At 62.0% G+C, this 26,540-nt stretch carries 21 protein-coding genes; 11 read left to right on the top strand and 10 right to left on the bottom strand.

Going from position 1 to position 26,540, the window contains the following annotated elements:
- Positions 1 to 115: 115 nt before the first annotated feature.
- The 3 genes from carA to greA all read left to right on the top strand — a co-directional run bounded on the left by carA (position 116) and on the right by greA (position 5,388).
- On the top strand, positions 116 to 1,291 hold the full coding sequence (carA, locus tag VE092_RS22015) for a glutamine-hydrolyzing carbamoyl-phosphate synthase small subunit (protein WP_324880039.1): 1,176 nt from the start codon (positions 116 to 118) through the stop codon (positions 1,289 to 1,291).
- Positions 1,284 to 4,517 carry a carbamoyl-phosphate synthase large subunit gene (gene carB / locus VE092_RS22010; RefSeq protein ID WP_324880038.1) on the top strand — a complete coding sequence of 1,078 codons (3,234 nt, stop codon included), beginning with the start codon at positions 1,284 to 1,286 and terminating at the stop codon, positions 4,515 to 4,517. The genes carA and carB overlap by 8 nt, the downstream gene beginning before the upstream one ends.
- A gap of 394 nt (positions 4,518 to 4,911) precedes the next feature.
- The gene (greA, locus tag VE092_RS22005; RefSeq protein ID WP_013233401.1) at positions 4,912 to 5,388 is read left to right on the top strand and encodes a transcription elongation factor GreA; all 477 of its coding nucleotides are present in this window, start codon (positions 4,912 to 4,914) and stop codon (positions 5,386 to 5,388) included.
- Positions 5,389 to 5,571: 183 nt separating this feature from the next.
- Here greA and yhbY read toward each other — a convergent pair whose 3' ends face one another.
- Positions 5,572 to 6,030, bottom strand: a complete 459-nt coding sequence (gene yhbY / locus VE092_RS22000; RefSeq protein ID WP_324880037.1) for a ribosome assembly RNA-binding protein YhbY — start codon at positions 6,028 to 6,030, stop codon at positions 5,572 to 5,574.
- Between the two features lie 76 nt (positions 6,031 to 6,106).
- Here yhbY and VE092_RS21995 point away from each other — a divergent pair, with 76 nt between their 5' ends.
- The 5 genes from VE092_RS21995 (at position 6,107) to VE092_RS21975 (ending at position 12,261) form a co-directional block, all read left to right on the top strand.
- Positions 6,107 to 6,754, top strand: a complete 648-nt coding sequence (locus tag VE092_RS21995; RefSeq protein WP_324880036.1) for an RlmE family RNA methyltransferase — start codon at positions 6,107 to 6,109, stop codon at positions 6,752 to 6,754.
- Between the two features lie 367 nt (positions 6,755 to 7,121).
- Positions 7,122 to 9,011: an ATP-dependent zinc metalloprotease FtsH gene (gene ftsH, locus VE092_RS21990; RefSeq protein ID WP_324880035.1), complete on the top strand. Its 1,890-nt coding sequence runs from the start codon at positions 7,122 to 7,124 to the stop codon at positions 9,009 to 9,011.
- 234 nt (positions 9,012 to 9,245) lie between these two features.
- A complete protein-coding gene (folP, locus tag VE092_RS21985; protein WP_324880034.1) occupies positions 9,246 to 10,094 on the top strand; it encodes a dihydropteroate synthase in 849 nt (282 codons plus the stop codon).
- A gap of 113 nt (positions 10,095 to 10,207) precedes the next feature.
- Positions 10,208 to 11,542 carry a phosphoglucosamine mutase gene (gene glmM / locus VE092_RS21980; RefSeq protein ID WP_324880033.1) on the top strand — a complete coding sequence of 445 codons (1,335 nt, stop codon included), beginning with the start codon at positions 10,208 to 10,210 and terminating at the stop codon, positions 11,540 to 11,542.
- A 26-nt stretch (positions 11,543 to 11,568) separates the two neighbouring features.
- Positions 11,569 to 12,261: a winged helix-turn-helix domain-containing protein gene (locus VE092_RS21975; protein ID WP_324880032.1), complete on the top strand. Its 693-nt coding sequence runs from the start codon at positions 11,569 to 11,571 to the stop codon at positions 12,259 to 12,261.
- A 96-nt stretch (positions 12,262 to 12,357) separates the two neighbouring features.
- On the opposite strand, the gene VE092_RS21970 is transcribed toward VE092_RS21975, so the two are convergent.
- The 3 genes from VE092_RS21970 to VE092_RS21960 all read right to left on the bottom strand — a co-directional run bounded on the left by VE092_RS21970 (position 12,358) and on the right by VE092_RS21960 (position 17,418).
- Positions 12,358 to 13,665 carry a cytochrome c gene (locus VE092_RS21970; RefSeq protein ID WP_324880031.1) on the bottom strand — a complete coding sequence of 436 codons (1,308 nt, stop codon included), beginning with the start codon at positions 13,663 to 13,665 and terminating at the stop codon, positions 12,358 to 12,360.
- Positions 13,662 to 14,432 carry a c-type cytochrome gene (locus tag VE092_RS21965; protein ID WP_414653517.1) on the bottom strand — a complete coding sequence of 257 codons (771 nt, stop codon included), beginning with the start codon at positions 14,430 to 14,432 and terminating at the stop codon, positions 13,662 to 13,664. The genes VE092_RS21970 and VE092_RS21965 overlap by 4 nt, the downstream gene beginning before the upstream one ends.
- 508 nt (positions 14,433 to 14,940) lie before the next feature.
- Positions 14,941 to 17,418 (bottom strand): penicillin-binding protein 1A, encoded by a 2,478-nt coding sequence (locus tag VE092_RS21960; protein ID WP_324880029.1) that lies wholly within the window; start codon positions 17,416 to 17,418, stop codon positions 14,941 to 14,943.
- A gap of 349 nt (positions 17,419 to 17,767) precedes the next feature.
- Between VE092_RS21960 and VE092_RS21955 the strand changes: the two genes are divergently transcribed.
- Entirely contained in the window at positions 17,768 to 19,696 is a 1,929-nt protein-coding gene (locus VE092_RS21955; protein WP_324880028.1) for an ATP-binding cassette domain-containing protein, read from the top strand.
- Positions 19,697 to 19,702: 6 nt separating this feature from the next.
- Here VE092_RS21955 and VE092_RS21950 read toward each other — a convergent pair whose 3' ends face one another.
- Together VE092_RS21950 and murJ are read right to left on the bottom strand one after the other, a co-directional pair.
- Positions 19,703 to 20,551: a SirB1 family protein gene (locus tag VE092_RS21950; RefSeq protein WP_324880027.1), complete on the bottom strand. Its 849-nt coding sequence runs from the start codon at positions 20,549 to 20,551 to the stop codon at positions 19,703 to 19,705.
- 119 nt (positions 20,552 to 20,670) lie between these two features.
- Complete coding sequence (gene murJ, locus VE092_RS21945; RefSeq protein WP_324880026.1) at positions 20,671 to 22,224, bottom strand: murein biosynthesis integral membrane protein MurJ; 1,554 nt, start codon at positions 22,222 to 22,224, stop codon at positions 20,671 to 20,673.
- A 345-nt stretch (positions 22,225 to 22,569) separates the two neighbouring features.
- On the opposite strand from murJ, the gene rpsT reads away from it, so the two are divergent.
- Positions 22,570 to 22,836 carry a 30S ribosomal protein S20 gene (rpsT, locus tag VE092_RS21940; protein ID WP_006463174.1) on the top strand — a complete coding sequence of 89 codons (267 nt, stop codon included), beginning with the start codon at positions 22,570 to 22,572 and terminating at the stop codon, positions 22,834 to 22,836.
- Between the two features lie 154 nt (positions 22,837 to 22,990).
- On the opposite strand, the gene VE092_RS21935 is transcribed toward rpsT, so the two are convergent.
- The 3 genes from VE092_RS21935 to VE092_RS21925 all read right to left on the bottom strand — a co-directional run bounded on the left by VE092_RS21935 (position 22,991) and on the right by VE092_RS21925 (position 24,539).
- Positions 22,991 to 23,455: a DUF192 domain-containing protein gene (locus VE092_RS21935; RefSeq protein ID WP_324880025.1), complete on the bottom strand. Its 465-nt coding sequence runs from the start codon at positions 23,453 to 23,455 to the stop codon at positions 22,991 to 22,993.
- A 155-nt stretch (positions 23,456 to 23,610) separates the two neighbouring features.
- The gene (locus tag VE092_RS21930; RefSeq protein ID WP_006463172.1) at positions 23,611 to 23,781 is read right to left on the bottom strand and encodes a hypothetical protein; all 171 of its coding nucleotides are present in this window, start codon (positions 23,779 to 23,781) and stop codon (positions 23,611 to 23,613) included.
- Between the two features lie 191 nt (positions 23,782 to 23,972).
- Positions 23,973 to 24,539 carry a pseudouridine synthase gene (locus VE092_RS21925; RefSeq protein WP_324880024.1) on the bottom strand — a complete coding sequence of 189 codons (567 nt, stop codon included), beginning with the start codon at positions 24,537 to 24,539 and terminating at the stop codon, positions 23,973 to 23,975.
- Between the two features lie 249 nt (positions 24,540 to 24,788).
- Here VE092_RS21925 and icd point away from each other — a divergent pair, with 249 nt between their 5' ends.
- Positions 24,789 to 26,045: an NADP-dependent isocitrate dehydrogenase gene (gene icd, locus VE092_RS21920; RefSeq protein ID WP_324880023.1), complete on the top strand. Its 1,257-nt coding sequence runs from the start codon at positions 24,789 to 24,791 to the stop codon at positions 26,043 to 26,045.
- A gap of 159 nt (positions 26,046 to 26,204) precedes the next feature.
- Here the strand turns inward: icd and cspE are convergent, their stop codons facing one another.
- Positions 26,205 to 26,411 (bottom strand): transcription antiterminator/RNA stability regulator CspE, encoded by a 207-nt coding sequence (gene cspE, locus VE092_RS21915; protein WP_006463169.1) that lies wholly within the window; start codon positions 26,409 to 26,411, stop codon positions 26,205 to 26,207.
- Between the last annotated feature and the right edge of the window lie 129 nt (positions 26,412 to 26,540).

Here is a 26,540-nt window from a genome sequence, read left to right as displayed (position 1 = left end):
ACAGGCCCTGCCACGCTCCCGTACCGAATGAGTCGGGGTGTTCGCGCCGGTCGGTTTGGCGCGCAAAGGTCTACCGGTCATCCAGCCGCGGCGGTAACAATCTCAGGAGTTACCCTTGCTGCCTCTTCTTTCCGGTCCCGCGATTCCGGCCGTCCTCGCGCTCGCAGACGGGTCTGTCTTCCAAGGTTTTTCCATCGGCGCCGCAGGCAACACCACCGGTGAGGTCGTGTTCAATACCGCGATGACCGGCTACCAGGAAATCCTGACCGACCCCAGCTACAATCGCCAGATCGTCACCCTTACCTATCCGCACATCGGCAACACGGGCGTGAACCGTGAAGACGTGGAAGCCTCGCAGATCCACGCTGCCGGCCTGATCATCAAGGACCTGCCGCGCCTGCTGTCGAACTTCCGCAGCCAGCAATCCCTGTCGGATTACCTGAAAGAAGGCAACATCGTCGCCATCGCCGGCATCGATACCCGCAAGCTGACCCGCATCCTGCGCGAGAAGGGCGCCCAGAACGGCGCCATCGTGGCTGGTGAAGCCGCTTCTTCGTTTGATGTCGCGGTCGCCACCGCCAAGGCACTGGAACTGGCACGCGCCTTCCCTGGCCTGGCCGGCATGGACCTGGCCAAGGTGGTCTCCACCAAGAAGGCCTACAACTGGACCGAGACCGAATGGCGTCTGGGTCGCGGCTATGGTCAGCAGATCACCCCGAAATTCCACGTGGTCGCCTTCGACTACGGCGTCAAGTTCAACATCCTGCGCATGCTGGCCGAGCGCGGCTGCAAGGTCACCGTGCTGCCCGCGCAAGCCACCGCCGCCGAGGCGCTGGCCCTGAACCCGGACGGCATCTTCCTCTCCAACGGTCCTGGCGATCCGGAACCCTGTGATTACGCCATCGCTGCCTCCAAGGAGCTGATCGAGCGCGGCATCCCGACCTTCGGCATCTGCCTGGGTCACCAGATCATGGCCCTGGCCTCGGGCGCCAAGACCCTGAAGATGAAGTTCGGCCACCACGGTGCCAACCACCCGGTGCAGGACCTGGATTCCAAGCAGGTGATGATCACCTCGCAGAACCACGGTTTCGCCGTGGACCAGGCGACTCTGCCGGCCAACTGCCGCGTGACCCACGTGTCGCTGTTCGACGGTTCGCTGCAAGGCTTCGAGCGTACCGACAAACCTGCTTTCTGCTTCCAGGGCCACCCCGAAGCATCCCCTGGACCGCATGACATCGCTCCCCTGTTCGACAAGTTCGTGGCGATGATGGAGAAGAAACAAAATGCCTAAGCGTACTGACATCAAAAGCATCCTGATCATTGGCGCTGGCCCGATCATCATCGGCCAGGCCTGCGAATTCGACTATTCCGGCGCCCAGGCCTGCAAGGCCCTGCGCGAAGAAGGTTTCAAGGTCATCCTGGTCAACAGCAACCCGGCCACCATCATGACCGACCCGGAAATGGCGGACGCCACCTACATTGAGCCGATCACCTGGCAAGCGGTGGAGCGCATCATCGCCAAGGAAAAGCCGGACGCCATCCTGCCGACCATGGGCGGCCAGACCGCGCTGAACTGTGCGCTGGACCTGCACCGCCATGGCGTGCTGGACAAGTACAAGGTCGAACTGATCGGCGCCACCCCGGAAGCCATCGACAAGGCCGAGGACCGCTCCAAGTTCAAGCAGGCCATGACCAAGATCGGCCTGGGCTCGGCCCGTTCGGGCGTATCGCACACGATGGAAGAATCGTGGGCGGTGCAGAAGACCATCGGCTTCCCGGTCATCATCCGTCCGTCCTTCACCATGGGCGGCACCGGCGGCGGCATCGCCTACAACGCCGAAGAATTCGAGACCATCTGCAAGCGCGGCCTGGAGGCTTCGCCGACGTCCGAACTGCTGATCGAGGAATCCCTGATCGGCTGGAAGGAATACGAAATGGAAGTGGTCCGCGACAAGGCGGACAACTGCATCATCGTCTGCTCGATTGAAAACCTGGACCCCATGGGCGTGCACACCGGTGACTCCATCACCGTGGCACCGGCGCAGACGCTGACCGACAAGGAATACCAGATCATGCGTAACGCCTCGCTGGCGGTGCTGCGTGAGATCGGTGTGGATACCGGCGGCTCCAACGTGCAGTTCTCGGTCAACCCGGCCGATGGCCGCATGATCGTCATCGAGATGAACCCGCGCGTGTCGCGTTCGTCGGCACTGGCCTCCAAGGCCACCGGCTTCCCGATCGCCAAGATCGCCGCCAAGCTGGCCGTGGGCTTCACTCTGGACGAACTGCGCAACGAGATCACCGGTGGTGCCACCCCGGCGTCCTTCGAGCCGTCGATCGACTATGTCGTGACCAAGATCCCGCGCTTCACCTTCGAGAAATTCCCGCAGGCCGACAAGCACCTGACCACCCAGATGAAGTCGGTGGGTGAAGTGATGGCCATCGGCCGTACCTTCCAGGAATCCTTCCAGAAGGCCCTGCGCGGCCTGGAAGTCGGCGTGGACGGCATGAACGAGAAGACCACCGACCGCGAACTGATCGAGAAGGAACTGGGCGAGCCCGGTCCGGACCGCATCTGGTACGTGGGCGACGCCTTCGCGCAAGGCTTCTCGCTGGAAGAAGTACATGGCCTGACCCACATCGACCCGTGGTTCCTGTCGCAGATCAAGGAAATCGTCGACATCGAATTGTGGCTGGAAAAGGAAGCGTCCCTGGAAGCGCTGGACAAGGCCACCCTGTTCCAGCTGAAGCAGAAGGGCTTCTCGGATCGCCGCCTGGCCAAGCTGTTGAAGACCACCGACACCGCCGTGCGCGAACAGCGCAAGAAGCTGGGCGTGCGTCCGGTCTTCAAGCGCGTCGATACCTGCGCGGGCGAGTTCTCGACCAATACCGCCTACATGTATTCGACCTACGACGAAGAGTGCGAATCCAATCCGACCGACAAGAAGAAGATCATGGTGCTGGGCGGTGGTCCGAACCGTATCGGCCAGGGCATCGAGTTCGACTATTGCTGCGTGCATGCCGCGCTGGCCATGCGTGACGATGGTTACGAAACCATCATGGTCAACTGCAACCCGGAAACCGTCTCGACCGACTACGACACCTCCGATCGCCTGTACTTCGAGCCGGTGACGCTGGAAGACGTGCTGGAAATCGTCGACAAGGAAAAGCCGGTCGGCGTGATCGTCCAGTACGGCGGCCAGACCCCGCTGAAGCTGGCGCTGGATCTGGAAGCCAATGGCGTGCCCATCGTCGGCACCTCGCCGGACATGATCGACGCCGCCGAAGACCGCGAGCGTTTCCAGAAGCTGCTGCAGGACCTGGGCCTGCGTCAGCCGCCCAACCGTACCGCCCGTACCGAAGCCGACGCGCTGCAACTGGCGCAGGAAATCGGCTATCCGCTGGTGGTCCGCCCGTCCTACGTGCTGGGTGGCCGCGCCATGGAAATCGTCCACGAGCAGCGTGACCTGGAGCGCTACATGCGCGAAGCCGTCAAGGTTTCTCACGATTCGCCGGTGCTGCTGGATCGCTTCCTGAACGACGCCATCGAAGTCGATGTGGACTGCCTCTCCGACGGTGAACGCACCTTCATCGGCGGCGTGATGGAACACATCGAACAGGCCGGCGTGCACTCGGGTGACTCGGCTTGCTCGCTGCCGCCGTATTCGCTGTCCAAGGACACCATCGAAGAACTGAAGCGCCAGACCGCGCTGATGGCCAAGGGCCTGAACGTGGTCGGTCTGATGAACGTGCAGTTCGCCATCCAGCAAAGCGAAGTCGATGGCAAGACCGTCGATACCGTCTTCGTGCTGGAAGTGAATCCGCGTGCATCGCGTACCGTGCCCTTCGTCTCCAAGGCCACCGGCCTGCAACTGGCCAAGATTGCGGCACGCTGCATGGTCGGCCAGTCGCTGGACAGCCAGGGCATCAAGAACGAAGTGGTGCCGCCGTACTACAGCGTGAAGGAAGCCGTCTTCCCGTTCGTGAAGTTCCCCGGCGTGGACACCATCCTCGGCCCCGAGATGAAGTCCACCGGTGAAGTCATGGGTGTGGGCAAGACCTTCGGCGAAGCCTTCGTGAAGTCGCAGATGGGCGCCGGCGTGAAGCTGCCGACCTCGGGCAAGGTCTTCCTGTCGGTGAAGAACAGCGACAAGCCGCGTGCCGTGCAAGTAGCGCGTGACCTGGTCGCGCTGGGCTTCTCCATCGTCGCCACCAAGGGCACGGCGGCGGCCATCAGTGCTGCCGGTATCCCTGTTGCCACCGTCAACAAGGTGGTCGAAGGTCGTCCGCACATCGTGGACATGGTCAAGAACAACGAGATCGCCCTGGTGGTGAACACCGTTGAAGAAAAGCGCAACGCCATCGCCGACTCCGGAGCGATCCGTACCTCGGCACTGGCGGCGCGCGTGACCACCTTCACCACCATCGCCGGTGCCGAAGCGGCAGTGGAGGGCATGCGCCATCTGGAGTCCTTGGACGTCTACGATTTACAAGGCCTGCATAAAGCTATACACTAAACCCACAACACGTTACTTTGTCGGCTGTAGTTGACGCCGACAAGCTAAGAGGGCATCTGAGCAATCGATGCCCTCTCTGACTTTTGGACGACACCCTGCGGCCACAACATGTTCAATGTTGCAGGGCAGCGCCGTCCGGGGACGCTAAGGACATGACGCCATCCCGCCATCGGCAACCGCCTGGCGTCATGTCCTTAGCGGCTCTGAGTCAGGAGCGCGTGTTGTTGAAGAGCTGACGGAATCCTGCAGCAACGGTCCGTTCACCAGCCAGACTGTTCCCGTAAAGACGACGCTTGTCCGCCAAGTTGGCGGCAATGGTGTGCTTTTGCGTGTTCATCGGCCGGCGGACCTTGGATGCGTCTTCCGTGTACCCCTAACCTTGAGCAAGAGACTTATGAGCACAGTTCCCCTTACCAAGCGTGGCGCCGAACTTCTGAAGGAAGAATTGCACCGTTTGAAAACCAAAGACCGCCCTGAAGTCATCAATGCGATCGCCGAAGCGCGCGCGCAGGGCGACCTGTCCGAAAATGCCGAATATGAGTCGGCCAAGGAACGTCAAGCCTTCATCGAAGGCCGCATCGCCGACCTGGAAGGCAAGCTGGGCGCGGCCCAGATCGTCGATCCGGCCGAACTGAACGCGGAGGGCCGGGTGGTTTTCGCCTCCACCGTGGACCTGGAAAACCTGGACAGCGGCGAGAAGGTGACCTACCAGATCGTCGGTCTGGACGAAGCCGACATCAAGGAATCCAAGGTGTCCGTGACCTCGCCCATCGCCCGTGCCCTGATCGGCAAGAGCGCCGGTGACGTGGTGGCCGTGGAAGCCCCGTCGGGTCTGAAAGAATATGAAATCCTGGAAGTGCGCTACGTCTGACGTGGCGTGATGGCGCGGCCCCGTGAAAAAGCAAGCGGGGCGGGTGTCGTAGCGATCGGCTTGATCCGTCTGTGAGATCCGTCCGTATGAGTTGCCTGCAAGTCCGACGAGCCGGAAATGAAAATGCCCGCATCAGCGGGCATTCTGTTTTCTTGGCCTTCGAAGAAGGCCGGTCGCGGCGGATCAGCCCAGCGACTTCTTGGTGCTGCGCTGGCGCGGCTTGGCCTTCTTGACCAGGCCGCCGGCGGTGATGCGTTCATTGCCCTTGAGCATGACCTTGCTCACTGAAGGGCGCTTGGTGGCGTGCGACTTGACGATGGTCACTTCGCGCAGGCCGCCCTTGGCGCCGGCGGCGGTTTTCTTGGCATCGTCCTTTTGCGGGCGATACAGGACCAGCAGCTTGCCGATGTGCTGTACCGGTGCGGCCTTGAGCTCGGCGCAGATGGTTTCGTAGATCGCAATGCGCGCTTCGCGGTCGTCGCCGAAGACGCGAACCTTGATCAGGCCGTGGGCATCGAGGCTCTTGTCGATTTCCTTCATCACGGATTCGGACAGGCCGCTTTCGCCCACCATCACGACGGGGTTCAAGGCATGGGCCTGGGCGCGCAGTTCGCTGCGCTCGGCGGGAGTCAATGTCAACATGGGAATGCAGGTTCGGGACGAGGTCTCGGCGGCGCCAAGTTGTCCCTCAATGAGATAAAACCAGTATTCTACGCGAATGGCAAAGAACAAACTGAACAAAAACTGGTTGCACGACCATATCAACGATCCTTATGTGAAGCTTGCACAAAAGGAGGGTTATCGTGCGCGCGCCGCCTACAAGCTCAAGGAAATCGACGAGGAAGAACGCCTGATCAAGCCCGGTCAGGTCATCGTCGATCTCGGCTGCACGCCCGGGAGCTGGTGCCAGTACGTACGCAACAAGCTGGCCGGCGCCGAGGGTGGCGGCATCCATGGCACCATCATCGGTCTGGACATCCTGCCGATGGATCCGATTGCGGACGTTCACTACATCCAGGGCGACTTCCGCGAAGATGAACCGGTGCGCCAGCTGGAAGCGCTGCTGGACGGCCGCAAGGTCGACCTCGTGCTGTCGGACATGGCGCCCAACCTGTCGGGCGTGGCCATTGCCGACGCAGCGCGGGTGGAGTACCTGATCGACCTGGCCATCGAATTTGCCCAGTTGCACATGAAACCTGGCGGCTCCTTGCTGGTCAAGTGTTTCAATGGGACCGGATACAACGAGCTGGTGCACAAATTCCGGGCCGAGTTCAAGACCGTGATGTCCAAAAAGCCCAAGGCCAGCCGTGACAAGTCCTCGGAAATATTTCTTCTGGGAAAGATCCTGAAGAATCCGAGCCACTGAATCGGCAGGATTTGATGCAAAAGCGGTCTGCTGCAGGATGTTCGGTGCAAGATCTACAGTGTTTCTGACCAAATACTGAATTTTCCTGCCTTGTTTTGCCTGCTTTCAACCCTATATCGACCAATGGAAATCGTCCGCGCGCGAGTTCCGGTGATGTGGGCGGACAGACATCTGCTGTTCCTGCTATTGCGGAATTAATGAAATGGCAACGAAGCAACTGTGGTGCTGCGCATGCGAGGCAATTGTGCGTTGCGCGATGGCACGGCAGCGCAAGGCGGACGGCGGTTTTCTGTGTAAGGGTGGTTGAATCCGGGTAAAATCGGACAATACAAAGGCAACGTGGCGCCCAGGCGTCGGAGGAGTTCCAGTGAACAATATGTTTTCCAAGGCTGCCATATGGGTGGTCATCGCGCTCGTGCTGTTTATGGTATTCAAACAGTTCGACAGCCGCAGCATGGCAACCAACGCCAAGCCGATCGCGTATTCGGACTTCATCTCCGAGGTCAAGGCCGGTCACATCAAGGATGCGACCATCGAGGATCGCAACATCATCGCCACCACCCAGGACGGCACCAAGGTCAAGACCGCGACCACCATCCTGGATCGTGGCCTGGTCGGTGACCTGCTCAACAATGGCGTGAAGTTCGACGTGCGTCAGCCGGAAGAGCAGTCCTTCCTGTCGCAGATCTTCATTTCGTGGTTCCCGATGCTGTTGCTGATCGGTGTCTGGATCTTCTTCATGCGCCAGATGCAGGGCGGTGGCAAGGGCGGTGCCTTCTCCTTCGGCAAGTCCAAGGCCCGCATGCTGGATGAGAACAGCAATTCCGTCACCTTCGCCGACGTCGCCGGTTGCGACGAAGCCAAGGAAGAAGTGCAGGAGCTGGTCGAGTTCCTGCGTGATCCGACCAAGTTCCAGAAGCTGGGTGGCCGCATTCCCCACGGTGTGCTGATGGTCGGTCCCCCGGGTACCGGTAAGACCCTGCTGGCGCGCGCCATCGCGGGCGAAGCCAAGGTGCCGTTCTTCACCATTTCGGGTTCCGACTTCGTGGAAATGTTCGTCGGCGTGGGTGCATCCCGCGTGCGCGACATGTTCGAAAACGCCAAAAAGCATGCTCCCTGCATCATCTTCATCGATGAAATCGACGCCGTCGGTCGCCATCGCGGTGCCGGCATGGGCGGCGGTAACGACGAACGTGAACAGACCCTGAACCAGATGCTGGTGGAGATGGACGGCTTTGAAGCCAATTCCGGCGTCATCGTGATCGCCGCCACCAACCGTGCCGACGTGCTGGACAAGGCGCTGCTGCGTCCGGGTCGCTTCGATCGCCAGGTGATGGTCGGCCTGCCCGATATCCGTGGTCGCGAACAGATCCTGTACGTCCACATGCGCAAGGTGCCCATCGCTCCGGACGTCAAGGCCGATATCCTGGCCCGTGGTACCCCCGGCTTCTCCGGTGCCGACCTGGCCAACCTGGTCAATGAAGCAGCCCTGTTTGCGGCCCGTCGCAACAAGCGTCTGGTTGAGATGCAGGACTTCGAAGATGCCAAGGACAAGATCGTCATGGGTCCGGAACGCAAGTCGGCCGTGATGCGCGAAGAAGAACGTCGCAACACCGCCTACCACGAGTCCGGCCACGCCGTGGTCGCCAAGCTGCTGCCCAAGGCCGATCCAGTGCACAAGGTCACCATCATGCCGCGTGGTTACGCACTGGGCCTGACCTGGCAACTGCCGGAACATGACCGCGTGAACATGTACAAGGACAAGATGCTGGAAGAGATCTCGATCCTGTTCGGTGGTCGTATTGCTGAAGAAATCTTCATGCACCAGATGTCCACCGGCGCTTCCAACGACTTCGAGCGTGCCACCAAGCTGGCCCGTGCGATGGTGACCCGCTATGGCATGTCCGTCACCCTGGGTACCATGGTGTATGAAGATTCGGAACAGGACGCCTACTTTGGCCGCATGTCTTCCAAGACCGTATCCGAAGCCACCCAGCAAAAGGTGGATGCGGAAATCCGCAGCATCCTGGACGAGCAATATGCGCTGGCCCGCCGCCTGCTGGAAGAACATCGCGACAAGGTCGATGTCATGGCCAAGGCCCTGCTGGAATGGGAAACCCTGGACGCCGATCAGGTCAACGACATCATGAACGGTGACGAACCGCGTCCTCCGCGCAACGGTGTGCCGGCCAAGAAGTCGTCCTCGGACAACAATCGTCCCGGCGACGTCACCCCCAACGCCACGGCACCTGCCTGAAGCGTGACGGTAACGACGCAGGGCAGTCTGCGGTAAGAGAAAAAGGTGAGGAGCAATCCTCGCCTTTTTTCATTTTGTCCTCCCCCGACCCCTCGCTTCGAGGCCGTCATCTCCCGGCAGGTGCGGGCGAAAGAAGCAGGCAGCCGGCATGCGGCGGTGTATCATGCTGCGCCACGCAGTAGTGCACCGCCCGTGGCGGAAGCTGAACACCCGTTCCACCCTGATAGAAGCAAGATGACGCAAGCATTCCTCAAATGCGGCAGGTTCCGCCTGCCGGTACAGCAAGGTCGCCGGCCGCTGGTCATGGGCATCCTCAATGTGACGCCGGACTCGTTCTCCGACGGCGGTCGCCACCACTCGCTGGAAATGGCCCTGGGCCATGCCGAACAGATGATCGCCGATGGCGTGGACATCATCGACATCGGCGGCGAATCCACCCGCCCCGGCATCGCGCCCTTGTCGCTGGAGCAGGAGCTGGAACGCGTCATGCCGGTGATCTACGCGCTGCGCGATTGCGGCAAGCCCCTCTCGCTGGACACCTACAAGCCCGCCGTTATGCGCGAAGCGCTGCTGGCGGAAGTGGACATGATCAATGACATCAACGGCTTTCGCGCCGAGGGCGCCATCGAGGCAGTCAGGGACAGCGAGGCCGGCCTGTGCGTGATGCACATGCAGGGCCAGCCGCAGACCATGCAGCAGGCGCCCGTCTACCAGGATGTGGTGACCGAAGTTGCGCATTTCCTGCAGGGGCAGGTGGATTTGATGCAGGCCGCCGGGATCGCCCGCGAGCGCATCTGCATCGATCCCGGTTTTGGCTTTGGCAAGACAGTGGAGCATAATCTTGCTTTGCTCAAAAGCACGCGCCGCCTGATCGGCCAACTGGACATGCCGCTATTGGCGGGCATGTCCCGCAAATCCATGATCGGTGCGGTCACCGGCAAGCCGCTGGAGCGGCGTATGGCCGGCAGCATCGGCGCGGCGCTGGCGGCAGCGCAGCAGGGCGCGATGATCATCCGCGTACACGACGTGGCCGAGACCGTCGATGCCCTCACCATGTGGCAGGCCGGGCGGGAAGACATCTGAGACCGGCCATCCGGCGAGGCGAACCGCCTGGCCCGGGTGATGGAAGAGTGACACAGACAAGGGAGACGGGCCAACCATCCGGTGGCCCGCAGGAAAGCGTTAGAGGAATCAAGATGGCAGCAAAATATTTCGGCACCGACGGCGTACGCGGTCGTGTGGGTGTGGCCCCGATCACGCCTGATTTCGTCATGCGCCTGGGCTACGCCGCAGGCAAGGTGCTGACCCAGGCCAAGGATGGCGCGGCGCGGCGCACGGTATTGATCGGCAAGGACACCCGGATTTCCGGCTACATGCTGGAAGCCGCCCTGGAAGCCGGTTTCGCGGCGGCCGGGGTGGACGTCTGGCTGGCCGGGCCGATCCCCACCGCGGCCGTGGCCTATTTGACCCGCGCCTTGCGGCTCTCGGCCGGCGTGGTGATATCCGCATCGCATAATCCGTATCACGACAACGGCATCAAGTTCTTTTCCGCCAGCGGCAACAAGCTGCCGGATGCCGTCGAAGCCGATATCGAGGCGGCCCTGGAGCGGCCCATGGACTGTGTGCCCTCCGAGAAGCTGGGCAAGGCACGTCGTCTCAATGATGCCGCCGGTCGCTACATCGAATTCTGCAAGAGCACCTTCCCCGGGGCCATGGACCTGCGCGGCATGCGCCTGGTGGTCGATTGTGCCCACGGCGCGGCCTACAACATCGCGCCCCATGTGTTCCACGAACTGGGGGCCGAGGTCATCACCATCGGCAACCAGCCCGATGGCCTGAACATCAACGAGGATTGCGGTGCCACCGCGCCCAAGACTCTGGTGGCGTCGGTGCGCGAATACCGCGCCGACCTGGGCATCGCGCTCGACGGCGATGCCGACCGCCTGATCATGGTCGACGACAGCGGCCGCATCTACAACGGCGACGAACTGCTCTACCTGATGGTCAAGGACAGGCTGGCCACCGGCGCGATCGATGGCGCGGTCGGCACGCTCATGACCAACATGGCCCTGGAGGTCGCCTTCAAGAAGATGGGCGTGCCCTTCGCGCGTGCCAAGGTGGGTGACCGTTATGTGCTGGAAGTGCTGCAGGAAAAGGGCTGGCTGCTGGGCGGCGAGGGTTCCGGTCACCTGCTGGCGCTGGACAAGCACACCACCGGCGACGGCATCGTCTCGGCGCTGCAGGTGCTGTCGGCCCTCAAGCGCGCAGGCCAGACCCTGGCACAGATGACGGCGGACATCAGCCTGTATCCGCAGTCGCTGATCAACGTGAAGATCCCAGCCGGTTACGACTGGAAATCCAACACCGCCTTGCAGGCGGAAAAGGCGGCCGTAGAAGAACAGCTGGGCGAGCGCGGACGCGTACTGCTGCGCCCCTCCGGTACCGAGCCCCTGATCCGCGTGATGGTGGAGGCCCAGGAGGCCGAACTGGCGCGCAGCATGGCGCAGCGTATCGCCGCCAAGGTGCTCTGAGTTCTTCCTGTTTCGGACTGCGGACGATGTCAAAAGAGCTAGCCCAAATCCTCATGGTGGAAGACGAACCCAGCATCGCGGAGCTATTGCGCTTCACGATGCAGGGGGCTGGTTTCGCCACCACCATTGCCACCGATGTGGCCCAGGCCCGCAAGTTCATTGCCGAGGCGCTGCCCCACGTGATCCTGCTGGACTGGATGTTGCCGGACAGCTCGGGCCTGGTGTTGCTGAGCGAATTGCGGCGTGATCCGCGCACCGCCGCGCTGCCGGTCATCATGCTGACCGCCAAGGGCATGGAAGAAGACAAGGTCAAGGGCTTGAACGAGGGCGCCGATGACTACGTGACCAAGCCCTTTTCACCCAAGGAACTGGTGGCGCGGGTACAGGCACTGTTACGCCGCAAGACCCCCGAGATCGGCAGCCAGGTGCTGCGGTATCGCGACATCGGCATCGATGTCGAGCGGCGCGAAGTCTCGGTCGGTGGCCGGTCGGTGACGCTGGACCAGGCAGAATTCAAGCTGCTGCGTTATCTGGTGGCCCATCCGGAACGCATCTTCTCGCGTGCCCAGTTGCTGGACAAGGTGTGGGGTGACCATACCTTCATCGAAGAACGCACGGTGGACGTGCATATCATGCGTCTGCGCAAATCGCTGGGTGATCTCGCGCATTACGTGCAGACGGTGCGTGGCATGGGCTACAAGCTCAGCGGCGAGCAATGATCGCCCTTCAGGTGGTCGGCCTGCGCCGCTGAAGCCGCATCATGAAAAAAGCGATCCGAGGATCGCTTTTTTCATGGCTGCTCCCTCTCGCCAGGCTCAGTCCAGCGGCACACTGCGATAGCGGTTGACCTCCGAGGCCGACACCCATCCGCCCTGATTTCCCCAGCTGTTGAGCACATAGGACAGCACCGCCGCCACCTCGGAATCGCTCAGTTGCGGCCCGAAGGGCGGCATGCCGAAGGGATAGGGATTGCCGGTCGTGGATGGCGGAAAACCGCCATTGAGCACGGTGCGAATCGCATTGAGCGGTTGTGGCCCGGCGATGGCATGGTTGCCCGCCAGCGGCGGATAATCCGGCGCGCTACCCTGGCCCTTGCCGCCATGACAGTCCACGCACAGTGATCCGTAGAGCTTTTGGCCCTGCTTGAGGATGCGCTCGGCTTCCACCGGCTCCGGGCGCGGTGCGCCGGAGTCGGCCGAACTTTCCGATGAGGGTGCCGGCAGCGTCTTGAGGTAGACGCTGATGGCCGAGATGTCGCTATCGGTCAGATATTGCAGGCTGCGGCCGACGATTTCCGACATGGGCCCCAGCGCCGTACCGCGAGCCGATACCCCGGTCTTGAGCAGGGCGGCAATATCGGCCTCGCTCCAGCTTCCCAGCCCCTGCTCACCGCCATGCAGTGGCGGCGCATACCACGCCAGCGCCGGTATCACGCCGCCCTCCAGCGCCAGCGGCGCCAGGCTCGCGCCCAGAGCGTTGCGTGCGCTATGGCAGGCGCTGCAATGGCCGGCGCCCTGGACCAGATAGGCGCCACGGTTCCATTGCGCATCGCGTGCCGGGTCGGGCGTGAAGCTGCCTGGTTTGAAATACAAGGCACGCCACAGCCCCAGCAGCATGCGCTGGTTGTAGGGGAAGCGCAGTGCATGATCGCGATTGGGCTGATTGACCGGCGGCAGGCTCTGCAGATAGGCGAAGAGGGCATCGCTGTCGTCGCGGCTCATCCGGGTGTAGCTGGTATAGGGGAAGGCCGGATAGAGGAAGCGGCCGTCGCGGCCCCGCCCGTGATGCAGCGCGCGCCAGAAATCGTCGCGGCTCCAGTTGCCGATGCCGGTGGCTTTGTCCGGGGTGATGTTGCTGGTGTAGAGCGTGCCGAAGGGGCTGGCGATGGCGCGTCCACCGGCATATCCCGCTCCGCCGCGCACGGTGTGGCAGGCCATGCAATTGCCGGCCTGCGCCAGGTATTGGCCCTTGAGCCGCTGCGCCTGTGGATCACCGACCGCGGAAGCCACGCCCGGGTCCTCGCTGCCCAGGCTCTGCCAGGCCACCACGCCAGCCAGGCCCACCAGCGTGCCGGCGGCGCCCAGCAGCAGCCACTTCAGGCCGGTCGTCCAGGGCCGCCTCATGGTATTGCTCCCATCGTGCCGGGCTTCGACAGCGCCGGCCCCATGCTGCCGCACTGTGCGGGCAATCGCTTGGCCGGTGCAGCGGCCGGGCGGTAATTCGGTGGCACCGGCTGCGCCGCCAGCCAACTGCTGGCGGCGTTGATGTCTTCCGGGCTCAGGGCGCGGGCGATCTCGCCCATGCAGTCGGGCGCCTTGGCCTTGCGCTCGCCGTTGCGCCAGGCGCCCAGCTGCGCATTGATGTAATCCCGTGGCAGTCCCAGCAGCCCAGGGATGCCCGGTGCCACGCCGGCCAAGCCGTCACCATGGCAGGCGGCGCAGGCCGGAATGCGTTGCGCCGGCCGGCCGGTGGTAACCAGCTGGCGGCCGCGTTCCAGCACCGTTGCGCTGGCCTCGGTGGTGACTGGCGGCGGGTAGGGCGGATGCTGGTCGGCAAAGAAGGCGGCGATCTGCTGCAGATAGTCGTCCGAAAGATTGGCCAGCAGGTAATTCATCATCGGGTAACGGCGCTGGCCATCCCGGAAGCTCTGCAACTGATGCAGCAGATAGCCTTCGGGCTTGCCGGCGATGCGCGGGTAATAGCCATCGGCGGTAGCGCGCCCTTCCTTGCCGTGGCAGGCGGTACAGGCTGCCATCCGTTCCGCCATGCCGGGCACTGCCCTGGCATCGGCAGGGGAGGCCGTCGACTGGGCCATGGCTGGCGCGTATGCAATCCAGGTCCCCAGTGCGATGGCAGCAATTTCCTTCATATTTGTTATGAGCGGGCGCATCGACCTATTGTAGTGCAAGGCGCCACTGTGCTTGCAGCTTTGCAAGCCCGGGCGCAGCGGATACAATAGCGGCCTTGCTGCCCCCGTAGCTCAGTGGATAGAGCGATCCCCTCCTAAAGACAATTGGGCAGCGGCTGCCGAAAGGCGCCGCGTGAATGGAGTCAAATTCGGTGAACCCTGACAGCGCCTGGTCGTGATGGCTGCGCGGCTGCTGGCAATACCGAGCCAAGCCGGCTTCCGTGAGGACGCCGGAAGGTGTAGAGACTAGACGGCTCCGGTCTAAAGGCCAGTGCATCGATGGCACTGCCCACGATCAAGGTATAGTCCAGACCACAAACAGACTCTGGTGGCGAAAGCCATAGTGGTATGAAGGGATAGGTCACACGTTCGATCCGTGTCGGGGGCGCCAGCATAAAAAAAGCGCAGAAGTCAGCTTCTGCGCTTTTTCATTTTCTGCCCCACCAGTGTCACATCACCGTGGGGCAGCCTCACTCCGATCCATCATCGGTCAATGGCCCTGGTTGGTGCTGTCCAGGAAGCGGCGCGCGTTGTCGCTCTGGGGGCGCGTTCCCGAAGGCGAGGGGGCAGCGCCCGGGCTGCCGGGCGCGCTGCCTGGCACGTTCGGCGCCGGCTGGGCCGTGCCCGGGGCGGCCGGGGTCTGGCTCGGGGTCCAGCCGAAGAAGTTCGAGATCGCATCCACCACCGTCACACCCACATTGGTCACCAGACCGTTGTTCGGGGTGAAGTTGTCGTAGTACGGTTCGCCATCGATGAAGCGGATGCCGTCCGGCACCGGCTGGTCGAACTGCGGCACGCCCTTCAGGGCCTTGGCCATGTAATCCACCCAGATCGGCAGCGCCAGCTGGGCACCGAATTCCATGCCACCCAGGCTCTTGGGCTGGTCATACCCCATCCACACCACGGTGGCCAGCGTGCGCTGGTAACCGGCGAACCAACCATCCACCGCATCGTTGGTGGTACCGGTCTTGCCGGCCAGGTCGGTGCGGCCGATGCTATTGCTGCGCGCGCCGGTGCCGCGCTGGGCCACGGACTTGAGCAGGTTGGTCATCATGTAGCTGTTGCGCTCGGCCACCACGCGCGGTGCGCCATTGCCGACGATCAGCGGGTCCGCCTTGGACAGCACCTTGCCGCGGGCGTCGGTGATCTGCGAGATCAGGTAGGGCTGGATCTTGTAGCCGCCATTGGCGAACACCGAATAGGCCGCCGACAACTGCAGCGGATTGGTCTGCCCAGCACCCAGGGCCATGGGCAGGTAGGGCGGAACCTTGTCGGCATCGAAACCATAGGTGCCGGTGATGAAGTCCTTGGCGTAAGGCACGCCGATGTAGTCCAGCGTGCGGATGGCCACCAGGTTGACCGACTTCTGCAGGGCCGTGCGCACCGTGATCGGGCCGGCCGGGGTTTCGTCATCCTTGGGTTCCCAGTTAGGCTGGCCGGGGCCGGCAGGGTAGGACACCGGAGCATCGTTGACGATGGAGGCGGGCGCAAAACCCTTCTCCAGCGCTGCTGAATAGATGAAGGGCTTGAATGTGGAGCCGGGCTGGCGCCAGGCTTGCGTCACGTGGTTGAAGTTGTTCTGGGTGAAGTCGAAACCGCCCACCAGCGCGCGGATGGCACCGTCCTGCGGCACCACCGACACCAGCGCTGCTTCCACTTGCGGCAGCTGCACCACCTGCCAGTTCTGCTTGGCATCCTGCATCACGCGGATCAGCGCGCCGGGGCCGATGCGCACTTCCTTCTTGGCCTTTTCCGACAGCGCCGATGCCACGAAGCGCAGGGCTTCGCCCTTGATGCTGATCTTGTCGCCGCTGCGCAATACGGCGTCGATCTGCTTGGGGCTGGCAGCCACCACCACGGCGGCCAGGATGTCATCGTTGTCCGGGTGGTCGTCCATCACGTCGTCGATGGCGGAGGCACGATCCTCCGCGTTTGAGGGCAGCTCGATGGTCTCTTCCGGACCACGGTAGCCATGGCGACGGTCATAGTCCATCACGCCCTTGCGCACGGCCAGGTAGGCGGCCTGCTGGTCGGCGGCATTGACGGTGGTGTAGACGTTGAAGCCCTGCGTATAGGTGTCTTCCTTGTACTGGGCGTACACCATCTGGCGCACCATTTCATTCACATATTCGGCATGTACCGTGTACTGGCTGCCCGGTGCACGCACCTTCAGTTCTTCCTTGGAAGCCTTGTCGTACTGCGCCTGGGTGATGAAGCCCACGTCCAGCATGCGCTGCAGGATGTACTGCTGGCGGATGTGGGCGCGCTTGGGGTTGACGATGGGGTTGTAGGCTGATGGTGCCTTGGGCAGGCCGGCCAGCATGGCGGCTTCGGCCAGGGTGACGTCCTTGAGGTCCTTGCCGAAATAGGTGCGGGCGGCAGCGGCAAAGCCGAAGGCGCGCTGGCCCAGGTAGATCTGGTTCATGTAGACCTCCAGGATCTGGTCCTTGGTCAGGGCATGTTCGATCTTGTTGGCCAGCAGCACTTCATAGAGCTTGCGGGAGAAGGTCTTTTCCTTGGTCAGGAAGACATTGCGCGCCACCTGCATGGTGATGGTGCTGGCCCCCTGCGAGGCGCTGCCGCGCAGCACGTCGGTCACCAGGGCGCGGGCGATGCCGATCCAGTCGATGCCGCCGTGCTCATAGAAGCGATAGTCCTCGATGGCCAGCACGGCATTCTTCATGTCGGCCGGGATGTCGTCCAGCTTGACCAGGCTGCGCTTTTCTTCACCGAATTCGCCCAGCAAGACCTTGTCTTCGGACCAGATGCGCAGCGGGACCTTGGGCCGGTAATCGGTGATCAGGTCCAGCGAGGGCAGGCGCGGGTTGATGAAGATCAGGGCGTAGACCACCAGTAGCGCGCCGGCGATGGCCAGGCCCACGATGGACAGACCGATGAACTTGGCGATGTTGGGATTGAGAAAGCCGCGCTGGCGGCGCAGCGGGTCTGGCAAGGTTGAAAGAGGCATGGGATCAGTACGAATCGGGATGCGCTATCTTACAGCATCGGGCCGCCAGGCCGGCGGGGAGGGCTGGGACAATGCTTTACCAGTTGTAACATCGATCCCTTTCGACGCTGAAATTCGAGATTTTGTAGTTATTTATCGTCAACAACGTTGCCGCCGCGACAATCCGGCGCGCGTCGCGCGCTCTGCCGCAGCGGACGCTTCCTGAGCTTAAATCAGCATTTCGGCGGCGCAGTCGGTACAATGCCGCTCTTGTTCCGCTTCTGCGCCGCTGCGGCGCCTTGCAAGCGACTTCGCATCCATCCTGCGCGGCCCAGGCCGTCGCATTCACGCAGATCACGCTACTCACGCTATGGCAGTCATTTCCCTCTCCGACGCACAACTGGCCTTCGGCCACGTCGCGCTCCTCGATCACGCCGAATTCTCGCTGGAGACCGGCGAACGCATCGGCCTGATCGGCCGCAACGGCACCGGCAAGTCGTCGCTCCTGAAGATCATCGCCGGTCGCTCGAAGCTGGACGATGGCCTGCTGGTGATGCAGCAGAACCTGAAGATCGCCTATGTCGACCAGGAGCCACATTTCCCGGAAGAGATGACGGTGTTCGACGCCGTAGCTTCGGGCCTGGGCGAGTTGCCGGCTTTGCTGGCCGAATATGAAGCCATCACCGGTCAGTTCGGCGGTGATAACGACGATGCCCTGCTGGAGCGCATGCACCAGATCCAGACCGTGCTGGACGCGGCCGACGCCTGGTCCATCGGCAACAAGGTCGAGACCACGCTGGACAAGCTGAACCTGAACCGCGAAGCGCGCATCGGTGAACTCTCCGGCGGTATGAAGAAACGCGTGGCCCTGGCCTGCGGCCTGGTGGGCAACCCCGACGTGCTGCTGCTGGACGAGCCGACCAACCACCTGGACTTCGGCTCCATCCTGTGGCTGGAAGGCCTGTTGCGCGACTTCAAGGGGAGCATCCTCTTCATCACCCACGACCGTAGTTTCCTGGACAACGTCTCGACCCGCATCATCGAACTGGATCGCGGCAAGATCCTGTCCTTCCCCGGCAACTTCAGCACCTACCAGACCCGCAAGGCCGAGCTGCTGGCCAACGAGGAAGTGGAAAACGCCAAGTTCGACAAATTCCTGGCCCAGGAAGAGGTCTGGATCCGCAAGGGCGTGCAGGCCCGCCGTACCCGCGACGAAGGCCGCGTGCGACGTCTGGAAGCGCTGCGCGTGCAGCGCAGCGAGCGCCGCGACCGGCAAGGACAGGTCAAGCTGGAAGTGGGTACCGGCGAGCGCTCCGGCAAGATCGTGGCGGAACTGGAAAACGTCAACAAGGCCTACGGCCCCAAGACCATCGTGCGCGATTTCAGCACCATCCTCATGCGAGGCGACAAGGTCGGCCTGATCGGCCAGAACGGCGCCGGCAAGACCACGCTGCTCAAGCTGATCCTGGGTGAGGAAGCGCCGGACAGCGGCACCGTCAAGCAGGGGACCAAGATGCAGGTCGCCTATTTCGATCAGATGCGCGCGCAACTGAATGAAGAAACCACGCTGGCTGACACGATTGCTCCGGGCAGCGACTGGGTCGAGGTCAACGGCCAGCGCAAGCACGTGATGACCTATCTGTCGGACTTCCTGTTCGCGCCGGAACGCGCCCGCTCGCCGGTACGTACGCTCTCCGGCGGTGAACGCAACCGCCTGCTGCTGGCGCGGCTGTTCGCCAAGCCGGCCAATGTGCTGGTGCTGGACGAACCGACCAACGACCTTGACATCGATACGCTGGAATTGCTGGAAGAACTGCTGGAAGAATATCCGGGGACGGTGTTCCTGGTCAGCCACGACCGTATGTTCCTGGACAATGTCGTGACCCAGGTGATCGCCGCCGAGGGCAATGGCGTCTGGCGTGAATATGTGGGTGGTTATTCCGACTGGGAGCGCCAGCGTCCGACCACGCAGGCGGCCTCCAAGGCTGGCGCCAAGGCGGCCGACAAGGTCGCCGACAGCGGCGAGGTCAAGGCCGAATCGACCATGGCGGCACCGGTGGCTGCGCCCGCGGCCAAGAAGAAGCTGAGCTACAAGGAACAGCGTGAGCTGGAAGAACTGCCCAAGCGCATTGCGGCACTGGAAGCGGAGCAGAAGCAGATTTCCGAGAAGCTGGCCGACCCCGACCTCTACAAGAAGAGTGCCGATGACGCCGTCAAGCTGAACCAGCGTTTCGCCGAGATCGACGAAGAACTGCTGGTCAGCCTGGAGCGCTGGGAAGAGATCGAAGGGAAGAAGTAAGCCCGCTCAGCTCGGCTTGCGCAAGGCTTCGCGCAGGTCGGGCAGCATCTCGCGCAGATTGGGCGCATCTTCGGCATACGGACGCAGAGCCAGGTAGGCTTCCAGATCTTCCAGCGCCGCCTGGGCCATGCCCAGATTGGCGAAGGCCAGGCCGCGGTCGCGCTTTTCGGTGACTTCTTCGGGCAGGAGGATCACCAGGCGTTCCTGCACGTCCAGCACCTGTTGCCAGCGCTGGCTTTCCATGAAGATGGCTTTCAGGTTGCGCAGCATGCGCGCCAGGATTTCGCGTGGATGAGCCGCCCGCAGATAGGCTGCCAGGGGCAGTTCGTCGCCAAACTCTTCTTCCGGCTGATGGGCCAGGAAGGGCTCCAGACGCTCTTCCAGTTCTTCCCGCGACAGGCTGGAACCGTTCATGGGGTCCAGCACGATTTCACCCGACTGTACCGATAACTTCATCAAGAAGTGGCCAGGGAATGAAACCCCCTTCATGTCCAGCCCGATCTGCTGGGCCAGTTCGATATACACCACCGCCAGCGAGATAGGGATGCCGCGTCGGGTCGAGATGACGCGGTGGATGTAGCTGTTGTCGGGGTCGTAGTAATTGTTGACGTTGCCGGCGAAGGCCATTTCCTGGAAGAAGAACTGGTTCAGCATGCGCAACTTCTGGATTTGCGACGCATCCGGCGGCAGCCGCTGCCTGAGCTTGAGCGCCAGGGTGTCGAGCGCCATTTCCTCTTCAGCGAAATCCATTTCGGGATAGAAATCCTGTCCCAACGTCAGGGCGGATTCGAACAAGGGGATCGAATCGTCCTGGCGCACCAGCGAAGCAAAATAGTCGAGGGAGGTGAGCGTCATGACACCCATGCTATCAAAATATTGCGCGCTGCGTCAGGTCTGCCTGGAGGCGAGTGAAATTTGTTGTTTCACTCTACCTCTTTGTTTTGCTGAAGCGGCAAGAGAGCTGGTTCAGCGCCTCAGCGGCGGGCGATCCGCTTGAACTCGCGCAGGCGGAAACCCATGGCAAACAGCGGTCCGAAATAGGCCGCTGCGCACACCACCAGCACTAGTCCCAGCGCGGCAATGCGCAGCAGGGGCTGGGCGCGCAGGGCGACCCAGTCGAAGTGACCGGCGATCCACAGGGCGACGCCGGCCATCACCAGCAGCGCGCCGCACAGACGCACCAGGAACAGGCCCCAGCCCGGTCGCGGCACATAGATCTGGCGTCGGCGCAGGCCGATGAACAGGCACAGCGCATTGAGGCAGGCCCCCAGCCCGATGGACAGCGCCAGGCCGGCATGGGCGAAGATCGGCACGAACAAGCTGTTCATGGCCTGGGTGGCGATGAGCACGCCGACGGCGATGATCACCGGGGTGCGGATATCCTGTTTGGCATAGAAGCCGGGCGCCAGGATCTTGACCAGGATCAGTCCGATCAGGCCCACGCCATAGGCCACCAGCGCGTGGCCGACCATGGTGACGGAAAGCGCGTCGAAACGGCCGTAGTGGAACAGGGTGGCGGTCAGCGGTTCGGAGAGCGTGGCCAGTCCCACCGCGGCCGGCATGGCCAGCATGAAGGTCAGCCGCAGCCCCCAGTCCAGCAGGGCCGAGTATTCCTCCATGTCCTGCGCGGCGTGGGCGTTGGACAGGCTGGGCAGCAGGATGGTCCCCAGGGCGACGCCCAGCAGGGCGGTGGGGAATTCCATCAGGCGGTCGGCATAGGTCAGCCAGGAGACGCTGCCGTGCTCCAGGCGCGAGGCGATGTTGGTATTGATCATCAGGCTGATCTGCGCGGCCGAGACGGCAAAGACGGCCGGCCCCATTTTCTTCAAGACCCGTTTGACGCCCTCGTCGCGCAACCCGAGCATGGGATTCCAGTACAGACGCGGCAGCATGCCGATCTTCACCAGCGCCGGCACCTGGATGGCCACCTGCAGGATGCCGCCCACCAGCACGGCGAAGGCCATGGCGTAGATCGGCTGCTCCATGAAGGGCGCTACGAACAGCGAGGCCACGATGAAGGCCACGTTGAGCAGCACCGAGGTCACGGCCGGGATCTTGAATTCCTTCCAGGTGTTGAGGATGCCTCCGGCCAGCGCCACGAAGGCCATGAAGCCGATGTAGGGGAACATGATGCGGGTCATCAGCACCGAGGCGTGGAAGGCGTCCGGGTTGTACTGCAGGCCGGTGGCGATGAAATAGACCACGAAGGGGGTGGCCACGATGCCGATCACGCAGGTGATGAGCATCACCCACATCAGGGCGGTGGCGACGTGGTCGACCAGATGTCTGGTCTCTTCGATGCCGCGGCGGTTCTTGTATTCGGCGAGGATGGGTACGAAGGCCTGCGAGAACGCACCCTCGGCAAACAGGCGACGCAGCAGGTTGGGGATGCGGAAGGCGATATTGAAGGCGTCGGTGTAGGCGGAGGCGCCGAAGGCGCGGGCAAACAGGATTTCCCGGACCAGTCCGGTGATGCGCGAGAGCATCGTCATGCCGGAAATGGCGGCTAGCGTTTTATGCAAGTTCATGGAGCGGCATTATAGCGGGGGGCTGATGGCGGCGGCCGCTGGCGCGACCCTGATCCGGTGATCCCGGCGCCAGGTGAATGGACGTGGCAACACGGCGGGTGCTGGTAGAGTGGCCGTAGCGCCGGCTGGTTCGATGCCGGCTGACAATTTCTTCATGGCAATCCGTGGGCCGCGGTTGTCGCATGGCGGCCGATGCAGGCCTGTTTACAGCAGTTCAGCGACAGAAGAGGACAAGTTGATTGCCTTGTCGGGTGAATCTGGTTATAATCCGATGCTTTACAGAATTTGGCATCGCGAGTCCTCGGGGTTTGCGGCGCAAACGACTCTCGATTTAGGATAATTTTCATGGCAAATACCGCACAGGCACGTAAGCGTGCTCGTCAAGCAGTCAAGCAAAACGCTCACAACTCGAGCCAGCGCTCGACCCTGCGCACCGCAATCAAGGCAGTTCGCAAGGCCATCGCCGCCGGCGACAAGGCTGCAGCAACCTCCGTGTTCCAATCTTCCGTGTCGACCATCGACAGCATCGCCGACAAGAAGATCATCCACAAGAACAAGGCTGCTCGCCACAAGAGCCGTCTGGCTGCTGCCCTGAAGGCCCTGGCTGCTTAATTGCTGCATGGCTTGAGCTGAAGCGCGGTTCACCCGCTTCAGACTGCAGTACAAGAAAACCGCTTGCTCGCAAGCGGTTTTTTGCGTTGGTAGATCGATTTCTGCTGGCTTGACTGCTCGCCGTCGGCCGGGGCGGACCCCGGCCGGCGCCTGCTTACTGCGGCAGGCCCTCGATCTTGGTGCCGGGCTTGATGTTTTTCTGCTTGAACCAGCCCTTGTTCATCTCCAGCGCATAGACCGCCGCGCGCTTGGCGCAGTGGGAGTCCAGAGTCTGTTCCTTCATTTCCTCGATGTTGATGATGACGCCTTTTTCATCCATGAAGGCTACCGAGAGCGGGATCAGGGTATTTTTCATCCACATGCATACCCCGGCCGGCTGACCGAACAGGAACAGCATGCCTTCGTTGTCGGCCATCCGGTCGCGGAACATCAGACCCTGCTCGCGCTCGGCCTCGGTCTTGGCCACTTCGGCCTTGATCAGGTGGATGCCGATGTTGAGCTGGGTGGTGGGGAATTTGCGTACCGACGGCGTCTGGGCGCTGGCGCTGGCAATGCATCCGACCGCCAGCAGGGCGGCGGTGGTGCACTGGAAAAGGCGGGAAAGTGAAGATTGGCGCATGTTCAATATCTATCGTAGATCGGATGGTGCGAAGAGCAAGCAGGATAGCAGGAGCCGGGCAGGGCGCAACAGTGGATGAGCGAGCGGGCCTGCCAAAGCGCGCGGACATGAAAAAAGGCAGGACCAGCCTGCCTTTTTCTTGATGCGGACGCTAATTACTTAGCTTCAGCTGCCTTCTTTGCCTTCTTGGCCTTCTTTGCCTTCTTGGCCTTCTTTGCCTTCGGAGCAGCGGCTTCAGCCTTCGGCGCTTCCGGAGCGGCCGGAGCTTGTGCGAAAGCAGCAGTTGCGAACAGACCAGCGATCAGAGCGGCGATCAATTTTTTCATTTTGCGTCCTTCAATTCAACATGTTAGGGATGTGAGGCAAACGATGATTCGTGCGAATCACTGCCAATAACGGTGGGCGCGGATGAAGGTTGACACTGATTTTGATCTTTTTTACGAGGATTGAAGAAGAATGATGCACTCTGCCACAATAAAATGTTGTCAGAATGTTCAGTTTTTGGGCCTTGGACTGTTCAGGATGGGGTGTCCAGTGCTGCCGGATCGACCTCACGCCATTCGCCGGGCATCAGAGGATGGCTTGCCAGTGAGAACGGCCCGATCGCGATGCGCACCAGGCGCAGCGTCGGCAGGCCGACGGCAGCCGTCATCCGGCGCACCTGGCGGTTCTTGCCTTCGCTGATGGTGAGCGCGATCCAACTGGTCGGCTGGTTCTGGCGCTGGCGGATCGGTGGTGTGCGCGGCCACAGCCAGGGCGGTTCTTGGATCAGCCGGGCCTGGCTGTGCTGGGTCACGAAATCGCCCAGGTCCAGCGGCTTGCTCAAGCGTTGCAGCACCTCAGGGCTGGCCTGGCCTTCCACCTGGGCCAGATAGGTCTTGGGCTGCTTGCGCCGGGGATGGGCAATGGCATGCTGCAGCTTGCCGTCATCGGTGAGCAGGAGCAGGCCCTCGCTGTCGGCGTCCAGCCGGCCGGCGGGATAGACATTGGGAATATCGATGTAGTCGGCCAGGGTCTGGCGTTCGGGGTGGGCCGAGAACTGGCTCATCACCTGGAAAGGTTTGTTGAATAAGATCAGAGGCATGCGCTAGTGTCGCAAAAACATGGCATTCCGTAAAATCCTGATGCATAATCGTCCACGGATGTCCTATATCTTATATAAGACCTTGCGCGTGCATTCCGGAATTTCCCCGACTCAAACCACGGAAATCTCTTAAAATTCCCCGCTTGTATGACAATCCAGGCAATGGCGACCTGCTGGTCGCCTGGTCCGGATTGCCGCTGATGCCTTCTATCCCTTCTATCGCCACCGCCTCAACCATCGGAGACCACGATGTCGTACCAACATATCCAAGTGCCTGCTGAAGGGCGCAAGATCACCGCCAACGCCGATGACACCCTCAATGTCCCCAATAACCCCATCATCCCCTTCATCATGGGCGATGGCGTGGGCGTGGATGTGACGCCGGTGATGCTCAAGGTGGTCGATGCCGCCGTGGAAAAGGCCTACGGTGGCGCGCGCAAGATCCACTGGATGGAAATCTACGCCGGCGAAAAGTCGACCCGGCTGTATGGTCCCGATGTCTGGCTGCCGGATGAGACCCTGGACGTGCTCAAGGAATACCTGGTCTCGATCAAGGGGCCCCTGTCCACGCCGGTCGGCGGCGGTATCCGCTCGCTCAACGTGACCATGCGCCAGCAGCTGGACCTGTACGTCTGTCTGCGTCCGGTGCGCTACTTCAAGGGTGTGCCCTCGCCGTTGCGCGAGCCGGAGAAGACCGACATGGTGATCTTCCGCGAGAACTCCGAGGATATCTACGCCGGCATCGAATGGCAGGCCGGCACACCGGAAGTGAAGAAACTGATTGAGCTGCTGACCCGCGAGATGGGCGTCAAGAAGCTGCGCTTCCCGGAGACCTCTGCTCTGGGCATCAAGCCGGTCTCGCGCGAAGGTACCGAGCGCCTGGTGCGCAAGGCGATCCAGTACGCCATCGATCACGACAAGCCCTCGGTCACCCTCGTCCACAAGGGCAACATCATGAAGTACACCGAAGGTGCTTTCCGTGACTGGGGCTACGCGCTGGCCGGCCGCGAGTTCGGTGCCGAGCTGATCGACGATGGTCCGTGGATGCGCCTCAAGAACCCCAAGACCGGTCGCCAGATCGTGATCAAGGATGCGATCACCGATGCCTTCTTCCAGCAGGTGCTGATGCGCCCGGCGGAATACAGCGTGATTGCCACCATGAACCTGAACGGCGACTATATCTCGGATGCCGTGGCGGCCCAGGTGGGCGGCATCGGTATCGCGCCCGGCGCCAACATGTCCGATTCGGTGGCGGTATTCGAAGCGACCCACGGTACCGCACCTAAGTACGCCGGCAAGGATTACGTGAACCCCGGTTCCAGCATCCTGTCGGCGGAGATGATGCTGCGCCACATGGGCTGGATCGAGGCGGCCGAGCTGATCATCACGGCCATGCAAAAGTCCGTTTCGTCCAAGCGGGTGACCTATGATTTCGCGCGCCTGCTGGAAGGGGCGACCCAGGTGTCCTGCTCCGGCTTCGGCGAGGTCATGATCGAGAACATGTAATCCCGTCGGTAACAGGAATGGCAAAAATGCAACAGCCGGGGAGACCCGGCTGTTTGCCTTTGGAACGAGGAAAGAGGGATGACGTGGCGCCGCTCGGCCGATAAGGCGCACCAACGAAAAAAGCCCTGCGAGGCAGGGCTTTCAAGAGCGGACCGGGGTTTAAGCGGCGTTCTGGATGTTCGATGCTTGCTTGCCTTTGGGGCCTTGCGTAACGTCAAACTGGACTTTCTGACCTTCTTTCAGGGTCTTGAAGCCGTTCATCTGGATTGCGGAGAAGTGAGCGAACAGATCTTCGCCGCCGTCATCCGGAGTGATAAAGCCAAAGCCTTTGGAATCATTGAACCACTTGACAGTACCTGTTGCCATAAAAGCATCTTTCAAATATTAACTATCACACGAGCCGTCAAAGCAAGAAGCATCGCGCGTCACGCAGCCCCCCTTAAACCGTGCCCCCTTCGCATTGATCAGTTGTTACATTTAGTAACTACTATTCAA

This window comes from Herbaspirillum sp. (genome assembly GCF_035644555.1).
Lineage (GTDB): Bacteria > Pseudomonadota > Gammaproteobacteria > Burkholderiales > Burkholderiaceae_D > Herbaspirillum.
The sequence above is the reverse complement of the archived record's forward strand: the minus strand, read 5'-3'. Positions and strand labels throughout refer to the sequence as shown.

Coding starts and splice junctions, on each gene's coding strand:
- carB (WP_324880038.1), top strand. CDS start 1,284: ATGCCTAAGCGTACTGACATCAAAAGCATCCTGATCATTGGCGCTGGC.
- greA (WP_013233401.1), top strand. CDS start 4,912: ATGAGCACAGTTCCCCTTACCAAGCGTGGCGCCGAACTTCTGAAGGAA.
- yhbY (WP_324880037.1), bottom strand. CDS start 6,030: ATGTTGACATTGACTCCCGCCGAGCGCAGCGAACTGCGCGCCCAGGCC.
- VE092_RS21995 (WP_324880036.1), top strand. CDS start 6,107: ATGGCAAAGAACAAACTGAACAAAAACTGGTTGCACGACCATATCAAC.
- folP (WP_324880034.1), top strand. CDS start 9,246: ATGACGCAAGCATTCCTCAAATGCGGCAGGTTCCGCCTGCCGGTACAG.
- glmM (WP_324880033.1), top strand. CDS start 10,208: ATGGCAGCAAAATATTTCGGCACCGACGGCGTACGCGGTCGTGTGGGT.
- VE092_RS21975 (WP_324880032.1), top strand. CDS start 11,569: ATGTCAAAAGAGCTAGCCCAAATCCTCATGGTGGAAGACGAACCCAGC.
- VE092_RS21970 (WP_324880031.1), bottom strand. CDS start 13,665: ATGAGGCGGCCCTGGACGACCGGCCTGAAGTGGCTGCTGCTGGGCGCC.
- VE092_RS21965 (WP_414653517.1), bottom strand. CDS start 14,432: ATGCGCCCGCTCATAACAAATATGAAGGAAATTGCTGCCATCGCACTG.
- VE092_RS21960 (WP_324880029.1), bottom strand. CDS start 17,418: ATGCCTCTTTCAACCTTGCCAGACCCGCTGCGCCGCCAGCGCGGCTTT.
- VE092_RS21955 (WP_324880028.1), top strand. CDS start 17,768: ATGGCAGTCATTTCCCTCTCCGACGCACAACTGGCCTTCGGCCACGTC.
- VE092_RS21950 (WP_324880027.1), bottom strand. CDS start 20,551: ATGACGCTCACCTCCCTCGACTATTTTGCTTCGCTGGTGCGCCAGGAC.
- murJ (WP_324880026.1), bottom strand. CDS start 22,224: ATGAACTTGCATAAAACGCTAGCCGCCATTTCCGGCATGACGATGCTC.
- rpsT (WP_006463174.1), top strand. CDS start 22,570: ATGGCAAATACCGCACAGGCACGTAAGCGTGCTCGTCAAGCAGTCAAG.
- VE092_RS21935 (WP_324880025.1), bottom strand. CDS start 23,455: ATGCGCCAATCTTCACTTTCCCGCCTTTTCCAGTGCACCACCGCCGCC.
- VE092_RS21930 (WP_006463172.1), bottom strand. CDS start 23,781: ATGAAAAAATTGATCGCCGCTCTGATCGCTGGTCTGTTCGCAACTGCT.
- VE092_RS21925 (WP_324880024.1), bottom strand. CDS start 24,539: ATGCCTCTGATCTTATTCAACAAACCTTTCCAGGTGATGAGCCAGTTC.
- icd (WP_324880023.1), top strand. CDS start 24,789: ATGTCGTACCAACATATCCAAGTGCCTGCTGAAGGGCGCAAGATCACC.
- cspE (WP_006463169.1), bottom strand. CDS start 26,411: ATGGCAACAGGTACTGTCAAGTGGTTCAATGATTCCAAAGGCTTTGGC.